At 59.9% G+C, this 12,344-nt stretch carries 11 protein-coding genes; 9 read left to right on the forward strand and 2 right to left on the reverse strand.

All coding sequences use genetic code 11. From position 1 onward, the window contains the following. The first annotated feature begins 213 nt into the window (after positions 1–213). The 5 genes from AC07VO_RS13570 (at position 214) to AC07VO_RS13590 (ending at position 5,300) form a co-directional block, all read left to right on the forward strand. Complete coding sequence (locus tag AC07VO_RS13570) at positions 214–1,206, forward strand: 2-dehydro-3-deoxygalactonokinase (RefSeq protein WP_495007584.1); 993 nt, start codon at positions 214–216, stop codon at positions 1,204–1,206. Positions 1,207–1,225: 19 nt separating this feature from the next. Continuing rightward, on the forward strand, positions 1,226–1,846 hold the full coding sequence (locus AC07VO_RS13575; protein ID WP_018926189.1) for a 2-dehydro-3-deoxy-6-phosphogalactonate aldolase: 621 nt from the start codon (positions 1,226–1,228) through the stop codon (positions 1,844–1,846). Between the two features lie 47 nt (positions 1,847–1,893). Next, complete coding sequence (gene dgoD / locus AC07VO_RS13580; RefSeq protein WP_007903915.1) at positions 1,894–3,042, forward strand: galactonate dehydratase; 1,149 nt, start codon at positions 1,894–1,896, stop codon at positions 3,040–3,042. Between the two features lie 83 nt (positions 3,043–3,125). Beyond that, a complete protein-coding gene (locus AC07VO_RS13585; RefSeq protein ID WP_495007585.1) occupies positions 3,126–4,436 on the forward strand; it encodes an MFS transporter in 1,311 nt (436 codons plus the stop codon). Between the two features lie 60 nt (positions 4,437–4,496). Continuing rightward, positions 4,497–5,300 (forward strand): IclR family transcriptional regulator, encoded by an 804-nt coding sequence (locus tag AC07VO_RS13590; protein ID WP_018926186.1) that lies wholly within the window; start codon positions 4,497–4,499, stop codon positions 5,298–5,300. Here the strand turns inward: AC07VO_RS13590 and AC07VO_RS13595 are convergent. Then, a complete protein-coding gene (locus AC07VO_RS13595) occupies positions 5,297–6,349 on the reverse strand; it encodes an NAD(P)-dependent alcohol dehydrogenase (RefSeq protein ID WP_019650465.1) in 1,053 nt (350 codons plus the stop codon). The genes AC07VO_RS13590 and AC07VO_RS13595 overlap by 4 nt on opposite strands. A gap of 190 nt (positions 6,350–6,539) precedes the next feature. Here AC07VO_RS13595 and AC07VO_RS13600 point away from each other — a divergent pair, with 190 nt between their 5' ends. Further along, a complete protein-coding gene (locus tag AC07VO_RS13600) occupies positions 6,540–7,430 on the forward strand; it encodes an AraC family transcriptional regulator (protein WP_018926184.1) in 891 nt (296 codons plus the stop codon). An 83-nt stretch (positions 7,431–7,513) separates the two neighbouring features. On the opposite strand, the gene AC07VO_RS13605 is transcribed toward AC07VO_RS13600, so the two are convergent. Further along, on the reverse strand, positions 7,514–9,178 hold the full coding sequence (locus AC07VO_RS13605; protein ID WP_018926183.1) for an electron transfer flavoprotein-ubiquinone oxidoreductase: 1,665 nt from the start codon (positions 9,176–9,178) through the stop codon (positions 7,514–7,516). A gap of 547 nt (positions 9,179–9,725) precedes the next feature. On the opposite strand from AC07VO_RS13605, the gene AC07VO_RS13610 reads away from it, so the two are divergent. The 3 genes from AC07VO_RS13610 (at position 9,726) to AC07VO_RS13620 (ending at position 12,336) form a co-directional block, all read left to right on the forward strand. Further along, positions 9,726–10,475, forward strand: coding sequence for an electron transfer flavoprotein subunit beta/FixA family protein (locus AC07VO_RS13610; RefSeq protein ID WP_007903904.1), 750 nt, complete (start codon positions 9,726–9,728; stop codon positions 10,473–10,475). A 2-nt stretch (positions 10,476–10,477) separates the two neighbouring features. Beyond that, positions 10,478–11,407, forward strand: a complete 930-nt coding sequence (locus AC07VO_RS13615) for an electron transfer flavoprotein subunit alpha/FixB family protein (protein ID WP_086944612.1) — start codon at positions 10,478–10,480, stop codon at positions 11,405–11,407. Positions 11,408–11,487: 80 nt separating this feature from the next. Next, positions 11,488–12,336, forward strand: a complete 849-nt coding sequence (locus AC07VO_RS13620) for a substrate-binding periplasmic protein (RefSeq protein ID WP_086944613.1) — start codon at positions 11,488–11,490, stop codon at positions 12,334–12,336. Positions 12,337–12,344 lie beyond the last annotated feature (8 nt).

Here is a 12,344-nt window from a genome sequence, read left to right on the forward strand (position 1 = left end):
GATTTCCAGTACGTATACCCCTGACTGAAATCAGCAATCTCGGCGGTCTAACCCACGCGGTGGGTGAGGCCGAGTTGCAGAGCTTTGGCGAAGAAAATCTAGCTATATTTGTAAATCCCATAATGTGGGAATGATATTTATATATTGAGATTTCTCTGCGTCCAGGTCTATAGTCCAGCTCACTCACTGCCAAAAAACAAAACAGGTGAAGCGATGCTGGCGCAATTGATCGCGCTCGATTGGGGGACAACCTCATTACGTGCTTACAAACTCGGCTTCGGTGGCCAGGTGCTGGAACAGCGTGCGCTGTCGTCCGGGATCATGCAGTTGCCCAAGACGCCGCGAACCATCGCCGGTCAGGCATGCGCCGACGGTTTTGAACTGGCCTTTGATGAGGCTTGCGGTGACTGGCTCGACGCGCAGCCCGACGTTCCGGTGATTGCCTGTGGCATGGTCGGCAGTGCTCAGGGCTGGCGCGAAGCGGCTTACTGCGACACGCCGGCGAATGTCGCCAATCTCGGAACTTCCCTACAAACCGTTCGCAGTCTTCGCGGTGTCGATGTGCACATCGTGCCGGGTGTGATTCAGCGTTCGCACTTGCCCAACGTTATGCGTGGCGAGGAAACCCAGGTCCTCGGCGTATTGCAGAATCTGCCGGGCGAGGCGGGTAGGGATCTGCTGATAGGCCTGCCGGGCAGTCATTCGAAATGGGTGCAAGTGGCCGACGGCTGCATCGTGCATTTCGATACCTTCATGACCGGCGAAGTCTTCGCCGTACTCAGCGAACACAGCATTCTCGGGCGCACCCAGCAGCGCGGCGGGTCTTTTGATGGCGAAGCGTTTGACCGTGGCGTGCAAGTGGCGCTGTCGGCGGATGGCGAGATCGGGCCGCTGTCCACGTTGTTCAGTGCCCGCAGTCTGGGGCTGACCGGCGAGCTGAGTGCCACCGCTCAGCCGGACTATCTGTCCGGCCTGCTGATCGGCCATGAACTGTCGGCCCTGGCCACCGTTCAGCGACGTCGGCGCAACAGCGTGCACCTGCCCTCGATCATCCTCATCGGCAACGCTCAACTCTGCGCTCGCTACAGCCGGGCGCTCGACGCCTGCGGTTTTACCCGGGTGACCCTGGCCGAGCAGGCTACCGAACGCGGCTTGTGGCAGTTGGCGGTCGCCGCCGGACTGATCACGACATCCTCATCCCGTTAAACCTGACTGGAGGTCTGACATGCTCAAGCAAGCATTGGCACAAAACGGTCTGATCGCGATCTTGCGTGGCCTGCGTCCGCAAGAGGCGGCAGCCGTCGGCGAAGTCCTGTATTCGGCCGGATTTCGCGTCATCGAAGTGCCGCTTAATTCCCCTGAACCGTACGAAAGTATCCGCATCCTGCGCAGCACATTACCCGCCGATTGCCTGATCGGCGCGGGCACGGTGTTGACGCCGGAACAGGTCGAGCAGGTGAAAGCGGCGGGCGGCCAGGTGATCGTCATGCCCCACAGCGATGCCAAGGTGTTGCGCGCGGCGAAGGCAGCGGGGCTGTTCCTGTCGCCGGGCGTGGCGACGCCGACCGAAGCCTTTGCCGCGCTGGCCGAAGGGGCGGATGTGCTGAAGATGTTCCCGGCCGAGCAGATGGGCCCAGCTGTAGTGAAAGCCTGGCTGGCGGTGTTGCCTGCGGGGACGGTGCTGGTGCCAGTGGGCGGGATTACGCCAGACAACATGCAGGTGTTTGTCGAGGCCGGCGTCAAAGGTTTCGGTCTCGGCTCCGGGTTGTTCAAACCGGGCATGACGGCTGACGAAGTAGCGGTGCGCGCCAAGGCATATGTCGCTGCATGGAACGCTCTGCGTTAAGACTTTCTGGCGCTGTGAGCGCTGCATCTACAAGAGAGACAATAGAGATGAAAATCACCAAACTCACCACCTTCATCGTTCCGCCGCGCTGGTGCTTCCTCAAGGTCGAGACCGACGAGGGCGTGACCGGTTGGGGCGAGCCCGTGGTCGAAGGCCGCGCGCACACCGTCGCTGCTGCGGTCGAGGAATTGTCCGACTACCTGATCGGTAAAGATCCACGCAACATCGAAGACATCTGGACGGTGCTCTACCGTGGCGGCTTCTACCGGGGCGGGGCGATCCACATGAGCGCGCTGGCCGGTATCGACCAGGCATTGTGGGACATCAAGGGCAAGGCGCTGGGTGTGTCGGTCAGCGATTTGCTGGGTGGCCAGGTGCGGGACAAGATCCGGGTTTATTCCTGGATCGGTGGTGATCGCCCGGCGGACACTGCTCGCGCCGCGAAAGAAGCGGTCAGCCGTGGTTTCACCGCGGTGAAAATGAACGGCACCGAAGAGCTGCAATTCCTCGATTCCTTTGAGAAAGTCGACCTGGCGCTGGCCAACGTTGCCGCCGTGCGCGATGCGGTAGGCCCGAATGTCGGCATCGGCGTGGACTTCCATGGTCGGGTGCACAAGCCGATGGCCAAGGTGCTGATGAAGGAACTCGACCCGTACAAACTGATGTTCATCGAAGAACCGGTGCTCAGTGAAAACTACGAAGCGCTGAAGGAGCTGGCGCCGCTGACCAGCACACCGATTGCCCTCGGTGAGCGGTTGTTCTCGCGTTGGGATTTCAAGCGTGTGCTCAGCGAAGGCTACGTCGACATCATCCAGCCTGATGCGTCCCATGCGGGCGGCATCACCGAAACCCGCAAGATCGCCAACATGGCCGAAGCCTACGACGTGGCGCTGGCGCTGCATTGCCCATTGGGGCCGATTGCCCTGGCGGCGTGCCTGCAACTGGACGCGGTTTGCTACAACGCGTTCATTCAGGAACAAAGCCTGGGCATCCATTACAACGAGAGCAATGACCTGCTCGACTATGTGAAAGATCCGCGGGTGTTCGACTACGACAAAGGCTTCGTGAAGATCCCCAATGGGCCGGGTTTGGGGATCGAGATCAACGAGGAATACGTGATTGAGCGTGCTGCCGTCGGCCACCGCTGGCGCAACCCGATCTGGCGCCATGCCGATGGCAGTTTTGCTGAGTGGTGAAACTCACGCGGTGATCGTTCCCACGCAGAGCGTAGGGACGATCAACCACCATGACCTCAATAAACATAAGAAGAGGCACCTCCATGCAACCGCAAACCCTCACCGGGCAGGCGTCGTTGGTGACGCCCAGTCGCAAGCGTTTTTTCATCATGGTTCTGTTGTTCATCACGGTGGTGATCAACTACCTGGACCGCAGCAACCTGTCCATCGCCGCCCCGGCGCTGACCAGCGACCTGGGCATCGATCCGATTCATGTCGGGCTGATTTTTTCCGCATTCGGCTGGACCTACGCCGTCATGCAGATCCCCGGCGGCTGGCTGGTGGACCGGGTGCCGCCGCGCATTCTCTATAGCGTTGCATTGCTGCTGTGGTCGCTGGCCACGGTGATGCTCGGTTTCGCCGCCAGTTTTATTGCATTGTTCGTGCTGCGCATGGCGGTCGGTGCACTGGAAGCGCCGGCGTACCCGATCAACAGCCGCGTAGTGACAACCTGGTTCCCCGAGCGCGAACGCGCAACAGCCATCGGTTTCTACACCTCCGGGCAGTTCGTCGGCCTGGCGTTCCTGACGCCGGTGCTTGCCTGGCTGCAACACCAATATGGCTGGCACATGGTGTTTGTCAGCACTGGTGTGGTGGGCATTCTTTGGGCGGTGATCTGGTACGCGGTGTATCGCGAACCACGGGATTTCAAGGGCGCCAATGACGCGGAAATCGAGCTGATCCGCGAGGGTGGCGGGTTGGTGGATATTCAGGCCGAAGCCGCCAGGGCCAAGGCGAAATTCAACTGGATCGACCTCGGAATTGTCCTGAGCAAGCGCAAGTTGTGGGGCATTTACCTCGGCCAGTTCTGCCTCAATTCGACTTTATGGTTCTTCCTGACGTGGTTCCCGACTTACCTGGTGAAATATCGCGGCATGGACTTCATCAAGTCTGGCTTGCTGGCGTCGCTGCCGTTTCTCGCAGCGTTTGTCGGCGTGCTGTGCTCGGGGTTCTTCTCGGACTTTTTGATCCGTCGCGGCTACACCGTAGGCTTCGCCCGCAAGCTACCGATCATTGGCGGACTGCTGATTTCCACCTCGATCATCGGCGCCAACTTCGTCGAGTCGACGCCGCTGGTGATTGCCTTCCTCGCGCTGGCTTTCTTCGGCAACGGTCTGGCCTCGATCACCTGGTCGCTGGTGTCGACCCTGGCCCCGGCACGCTTGCTCGGACTGACCGGTGGGGTGTTCAATTTCATCGGCAACCTGGCGGCGATTACCACGCCGATTGTCATCGGTTTCCTTGCCTCCGGTGATTCGTTTGCCCCGGCGATCACCTATATCTCTGTTCTTGCGTTGCTGGGTGCTCTGTCCTACGTGTTGCTGGTGGGCAAGGTCGAGCGTATCAAGTTGTAGTCGCAGCCGTCCGGCGACCATAATGCCGCCCGTTCCCTCGCTCAACGGTAAAGGCTGGATATGCAGGAAGACGCCCCAAAAATCGCCAAGGACGCCGCGCCGACCGGCACCCAGACACTGCTTCGCGGCCTGGGTGTGGTGCAGGCGGTGGCCAGTGGCGCCCGCGATCTCAAGGAAATCGCCCGGCTGATCGGCACGACGCGCAGCACCACCCATCGTCTGGCCAGTTGCCTGGTGGACGAGCGTTATCTGCGGGTCGTGCCGCAGGTCGGCTATCTGTTGGGGCCGAAACTGATCGAGCTGGGTTTTCAGGCGCGCGAAGAGCTGCCGTTGGTGACGCTGGCCGGGCCGTATCTGGATGAGTTGTCGGCATTGACCGGCGACACCATTCACCTGGCGATTCGTGAAGGCGACGAGGTGCTGTACCTGCTCAAGAATCCGGGGCGCAATGGCCCGGAAATGCGTTCGCGGGTCGGCCATCGCATGCCGTTGGCGCGTACCGGGATTGGTAAGGCGCTGATGCTCGATGACTCGCAGGAAGAATGGCAACGGCTGTATGAAATCAGCTTGCCGGTGGGCGGGAAAAATCAGTTCTGGCCGCAGCACCCAGAGCAATCCTGGGAGCAGTTTCAGCAGCGCATGATCGAGTACGTGGCCGGCGGTTACGCCTTCGACCTGGAAGACAACGAACCGTCGATCCGCTGCGTGGCGGCACCGATTCGCGATGCCAGCAAGCGCATTGTCGCCGGCATCAGCATCGCCAGCACCGTGCCGTACATGCCGCTGGAAAAAATGGCCGAGCTGATTCCCCTGATCAAAGGGGTCACAGCCCGGCTGTCGGCGGAATTGGGCCTGAAGGTTTAGAGTTTCAGCGTCGCCATGTCGATCACGAAGCGGTATTTCACGTCACCGGCGATCATGCGGGTGTAAGCCTCGTTGATCTGGCGGATGTCGAGCATTTCGATGTCGCAGGAGATGCCGTGCTCGGCGCAGAAGTCCAGTACTTCCTGGGTTTCGGCGATGCCGCCGATCAGTGAGCCGGCCAGCATGCGACGACCCAATACCAGTTTGGCAGCATGCACCGGCGGATCGATCGGCTCGATCAAGCCCACCAGAATGTGCACGCCGTCGAAACGCAGGGTATCGAGGTAGGGGTTGAGGTCGTGCTGCACCGGAATGGTGTCCAGCAGGAAGTCGAATTGTCCGGCGGCGGCCTTCATCTGTTCGGCATCGGTGGACACGATCACGTGGTCCGCGCCTTGGCGACGACCTTCTTCAGCCTTGCTCGCCGAGCGGGTGAACAAGGTCACCTCAGCGCCCATCGCCTTGGCGAACTTGATCCCCATGTGACCGAGACCGCCCATGCCAAGAATCCCGACCTTGTCACCGGCCTTCACACCGTAGTGCTTGAGCGGCGAGTAGGTGGTGATGCCGGCACATAGAATCGGCGCGGCGCTGGCCAGGTCGAGCTTCTCCGGGATGCGCACGACAAAGTGCTCGCTGACCACGATGCTGTCGGAGTAACCGCCCATCGTGTTGCTGCCATCGACCCGGTCCGGGGTGGCGTACGTCATGGTCGGGCCTTCGAGGCAGTATTGCTCCAAATCGGCCTGGCAGGCTTCGCAATGGCGGCACGAGTCGACCATGCAACCGACGCCGACCAGATCGCCGACTTTGTGTTTAGTAACGTTCGCGCCGACGGCGGTCACTTTGCCGACGATCTCATGGCCGGGCATCAGCGGGTAAACCGCAATGCCCCACTCGTTGCGCGCCTGGTGGATGTCGGAATGGCAGACGCCGCAGTAGAGAATCTCGATTGCGACGTCGTCGGGCCGTGGACTGCGGCGTTCGAATTTCATCGGGGCGAGGGGAGTGGTGGGCGACTGAGCGGCGTATCCGATGGCGGTGTACATGGTGAACCTCGCAAAGCAGTGACAGGTGAGGCGAGCCATTCTGGGCACCGCACGGGTGACCGGCCATGGCGATTCCTCCGGGTGTCATGCCTAATCCTCCGGTATGCGCCGTTGATTGGCCGCATTGGCGTTCAGACCTGCGATGATGTTTTCATCCCTTTTTTCGCGACTTTTTTGTGAAGAGCTCTCCATGTTGTTGACCCGTCATCTCGATGCCAATGCCACGCTGGTTTCGCTGATCCAGCCGCTGACCACCCGCGATGGTTTCACGCCTACCACGTTGCCGGGCGTGCAGATTTTGCGGGCCAGTTGTGATTTGGCCCGTGGCCCGCAAATCTACGAGCCAAGCCTGGTCATCATCGCCCAGGGCAGTAAGTTGGCGTATCTGGGGTCGCGTACTCTGGAGTACGGTGCCGGGCATTATTTGATTCAGGCGCTGCCGGTGCCGTTCGAGTGCGAGACGTTTTCCGCGCCCGATGGCCCGATGCTGGGCATTTCCATCGCCATTGACCGGGTGTTGCTCGGTGAGTTGGTGTTGGCCATGGGGCTGGCGTCGGGGCGCTGTATCGCGGCGCAGACGCCAGAGTCCATGACTTCGGCGGTGCTCGATGATGCGATGCGGGGTTGTGTTGAGCGGCTGTTGCGCTGTCTGCACGACCCGCTGGAGAGCCAGGTTATGGGACAGGCGCGATTGCGTGAGTTGTTGTTCGTCGCCTTGCGTGGGCCGCAAGCTGATGTATTGCGGGCGCTGGTGGAGCAACAGGGGCAGTTCGCCCGGATCGCGGCCTCCCTGAGCCATCTGCATGCCCATTACACCGAGCCGCTGAACGTCGACGCCCTGGCCAGTTGCGCGAACATGAGCGCGTCGACGTTTCATGAGCATTTCAAACGCTGCACCTTGTTGTCGCCAGTGCAGTATCTGAAGCGTTTGCGCTTGCTCAAGGCCCAGCGCTTGCTGCAGGGCGAAGGATTGGGCGTGGCCCAGGTGGCGCATCGGGTGGGGTATCAGAGCACGTCGCAGTTCAGCCGTGAGTACAAGCGCTACTTCGAGCGTAATCCGGGGGATGAGCGCGCTGCCTGATCCACAGGTTCTTGTGGTGACGCTTGAATTGCGGGCAACAAAAAGGCCCCCGTTCAGGGAGCCTTGTTGTTCAGACGGTCGACTTACATGTTCGGATAAGTCGGGCCGCCGGAGCCTTCCGGCGCCACCCAGGTGATGTTCTGTGCAGGGTCCTTGATGTCGCAGGTCTTGCAGTGAACGCAGTTCTGGGCGTTGATCTGGAAGCGCTTCTCGCCGTCTTCCTGGGTGACCACTTCGTACACGCCGGCCGGGCAGTAACGCTGGGCAGGTTCATCGTACAGCGGCAGGTTCTTGCTGATCGGGATGCTCGCGTCGGCCAGCTTCAGATGGCACGGCTGCTCTTCTTCGTGGTTGGTACCGGAGATGAACACCGAGCTGAGTTTGTCGAAGCTGATCTTGCCGTCCGGTTTCGGGTAGTCGATCTTCTTGCAGTCGGCCGCCAGTTTCAGGCACGCGTAATCCGGCTTGGTGTCGTGCAGGGTGAACGGCAGTTTGCCGCCGAAGATGTTCTGGTCGATCCAGTTGAAACCGCCGCCGACAATGGCGCCGAACTTGTGGATCGCTGGGCCGAAGTTGCGGCTGGCGAACAGTTCGTCGTAGAGCCAGCTCTTCTTGAATGCTTCGACATAAGTGGTCAGCTCTTGCGTGCCGTCCAGATCGGCGAACAGCGCGTCGGCCACCGCGTCAGCGGCGAGCATGCCAGACTTCATCGCCGTGTGGCTGCCCTTGATCTTGGCGAAGTTCAGGGTGCCGAGGTCGCAACCGATCAGAGCGCCGCCCTTGAAGACCATTTTCGGCAGCGAGTTCAGGCCGCCTTTGCAGATGGCGCGAGCGCCGTAGCTGACGCGCTTGCCGCCTTCCAGGTATTGCTTGAGCACCGGGTGATGCTTGAGGCGCTGGAACTCATCGAACGGCGACAGGAAGGTGTTGCTGTAGGAAAGATCGACGATCAGACCGACCACCACCTGGTTGTTTTCCAGGTGATAGAGGAACGAGCCCCCGGTGTTCTCGGTGCCCATGATGTCCAGCGGCCAGCCGGCGGTGTGGACCACCAGGCCAGGCTGGTGCTTGGCCGGGTCGATTTCCCAGATTTCTTTCAGGCCGATGCCGTAATGCTGGGCGTCGGCTTCGCTGTCGAGGTTGAAACGCTTGATCAGCTGCTTGCCGATGTGGCCGCGGCAACCTTCGGCGAACAGCGTGTACTTGGCGCGCAGTTCCATGCCTGGGGTGTACAGGCCTTCTTTCGGATTGCCTTCGCGGTCAACGCCCAGATCGCCGGTGATGATCCCGCGGACTACGCCGTTCTCGTCGAACAGCGCTTCCTGGGCGGCGAAGCCCGGGTAGATTTCCACGCCCAGGTTCTCGGCCTGCTGGGCCAGCCAGCGGCACAGGTTGCCCAGGGAGATGATGTAGTTACCTTCGTTGTGCATGGTCTTGGGCACAAAGAAGTCTGGAATCTTCTGCGCGCTGTCAGCGTTTTTCAGAACGAAGATGTCATCGCGGGTAACTGGCGTGTTCAGCGGCGCGCCGAGTTCTTTCCAGTCCGGGAACAGTTCGTTCAGGGCCCGTGGTTCGAACACGGCACCGGACAGGATATGAGCGCCGACTTCGGAGCCTTTTTCGACCACGCAGACGCTGATTTCCTTACCGGCTTCGGCGGCCTTCTGCTTCAAACGGCAGGCGGCGGACAGGCCAGCGGGGCCGGCACCGACGATGACCACGTCGAATTCCATGTATTCGCGTTCCACAGGCTATCTCCTACTCAAGGCTCAACAGTTTTTTTTCTAATTGGAGGTTGGGTGTCGCATTCATGAATTCCCCATAGTTCGGCACAGAGGACAATCGATGAACCACCTTTCTCTTTGGGTGGCGCATTATATCTACACCACTCTTAGCGTCCAATACAAACGTTTGTTTGAATCGGCTCAAAGCCAGATAAATCAAAGTCACGCGGCTTATGACTGGCCATTTTGCCGTATTGACCGGAATAGGTGTTCCGGTCAAGATACGGGCGGTTTTGCGCTCGCCGTAGGCTGAATACAGGTTTCAAGAGCACCTCTAAAGACAGGGCGATGGCAGTACAAGGTGAAGCGCCGCGCAGGTATCGCGCGCAGTTTACACGCCACGGTAATGAATGACTTGTCGGTCACCCCTGACGAACGGTCATCAGTCTCGTGAGCAAGGTTCACCCGATACACCTGCCAGCGTTTTTAGAGGTGCCCTTGTGCCCCATGTGCATCAACCGCCAGGTTCGCCTAGGCGACTTTCTTTTCACCGGAGAGTAACGAGGAATCCATGAAGGTTCTTGTAGCTGTCAAACGCGTTGTGGATTACAACGTCAAGGTTCGCGTCAAGGCGGACAATTCCGGCGTCGACCTCGCCAACGTCAAGATGTCGATGAACCCGTTCTGCGAAATCGCCGTGGAAGAAGCCGTACGTCTGAAAGAGAAAGGCGTGGCGACTGAAATCGTCGTCGTCTCCATCGGCCCGTCCACCGCTCAAGAGCAACTGCGCACCGCGCTGGCGCTGGGCGCCGACCGCGCCATCCTCGTCGAATCCGCTGAAGACCTGACTTCCCTGGCCGTGGCCAAGCTGCTCAAGGCAGTGGTCGACAAGGAGCAGCCACAGCTGGTGATCCTCGGTAAACAAGCCATCGACAGCGACAACAACCAGACTGGCCAGATGCTCGCGGCATTGAGCGGCTACGGTCAGGGCACGTTCGCGTCGAAAGTCGAAGTGTCCGGCGATACAGTTGCCGTGACCCGCGAAATCGACGGCGGCGCGCAGACGGTTTCCCTGAAACTGCCGGCCATCGTCACCACCGACCTGCGTTTGAACGAGCCGCGCTACGCGTCCCTGCCAAACATCATGAAAGCCAAGAAGAAGCCTCTCGAAGTGCTGACTCCAGACGCTTTGGGCGTTTCCACCGCCTCCACCAACAAGACCCTGAAAGTCGAAGCGCCAGCTGCACGCAGCGCGGGTATCAAGGTCAAGTCGGTGGCTGAACTGGTCGAGAAACTGAAAAACGAAGCGAAGGTAATCTAATCATGACTATCTTGGTAATCGCCGAACACGACAACAAAGTGCTGGCCCCGGCCACGCTGAACACCGTTGCTGCTGCCGCCAAGATCGGTGGCGACATCCACGTTCTGGTTGCAGGCCAGGGCGCTGGCGCCGTGGCTGAAGCCGCTGCGAAAATCGCTGGCGTGAGCAAAGTCCTGAACGCTGACAATGCTGCTTACGCACATCAGCTGCCGGAAAACGTTGCTCCACTGGTAGCCGAGTTGGGCAAGGGCTACAGCCACATCCTGGCTGCCGCCACTTCCAACGGCAAAAACATCCTGCCGCGCGTCGCCGCTCAGCTGGACGTTGACCAGATCTCCGAGATCATCTCGGTAGAAAGCGCCGATACCTTCAAGCGCCCGATCTACGCCGGTAACGCCATCGCTACTGTGCAATCGAATGCTGCAGTGAAAGTGATCACCGTGCGTGCGACCGGTTTCGACCCGGTGGCGGCTGAAGGTGGTTCGGCCGCCGTTGAAGCTGTTGCCGCTGTTCACAACGCCGGCACTTCCAGCTTCGTCAACGAAGAACTGGCCAAGTCCGATCGTCCGGAACTGACCGCTGCCAAGATCGTCGTTTCCGGTGGTCGTGGCATGCAGAACGGCGACAACTTCAAACACCTGTACGCCCTGGCCGACAAGCTGGGCGCTGCCGTCGGTGCTTCGCGCGCTGCGGTTGACGCAGGTTTCGTACCCAACGACATGCAGGTCGGTCAGACCGGCAAGATCGTTGCGCCACAGCTGTACATCGCCGTCGGGATCTCCGGCGCGATCCAGCACCTGGCCGGCATGAAAGACTCCAAAGTGATCGTGGCGATCAACAAGGACGAAGAAGCGCCGATCTTCCAGGTGGCCGATTACGGCCTGGTGGCAGACCTGTTCGAAGCCATCCCTGAGTTCGAGAAGCTGGTCTAATCCGGCGGCTTGACTTATAAAGAGCCCGGCCTTTTGGTCGGGTTTTTTTTGTTCCGGATTTGAGTGGGGAGAGTGTTGCCATGGATCTGCGCCACTGGTTTGGCTGCTCTTTTTTGCCAGGATTGTGTTTAAGTCTGGCGCTGATGCCGGGGCTGTCCAGCGCTGCAGGCAAATGCGAACGCTTGATCGTGACCGGCAGTCCCGACGCACCGCCGTACCTGTGGCAAGACCCGCAAAACCCTAAGCACCTGATTGGCGCCAGCGCTGATTTGTTGCAACAAGTGGCGGGGGAGTTGGGCATCAAGGTTGAGCTGCTCTATGCCGGCAAACGCTCCCAGGCCCTGGATGAAGTGCGCAGCGGGCGGATGGACATGCTGGCCGATGCGCCGTTGATGGTCACTGAACTGGAAAATCTGGATTACATCCATCCTGCGATGCTGGAAAACGATTATCTGGTCTGGACTCGCAACGACTCGTTATTGGTTTACAACGAAGCGCAGGACCTCCACGGTCATCCCGGCGCGTTGTCGGAAAAGGCTCGAGTGAGCCCTTCATTCGGCACTTTCGCCGAGCAGCAATTGACCCTCTTGCGCACACCCAATCTGACTCAGGCCTTTCAGAAATTGCTGCTGGGCGAGGTGGAGTTTGTCCTCGCCGGTCGCTACTCGGGCATGGCCATGGTGCAAACGCTGGGGATGGCCAATGACTTGATGGCCCACTCACAACCCATCGACAAACCCGGCCTGTACGTCGCGGTTTCCCATAACTCCGCCTGTAACGATCCTTGGTTGCGCGGACAGCTGGCCAAAAAGATGACAGAATTGCCCGCCTCCGGACTGACGGAAGCTGCGTTGCTGCGCAATATCGAGCGTTGGAAAGCGCAAGGCTCACAGCCGCAGCCACAACCTGTCAGTACCCCAAAACAGTAGGGATTTTT

Source organism: Pseudomonas sp. GW821-FHT03E01, from assembly GCF_059420765.1.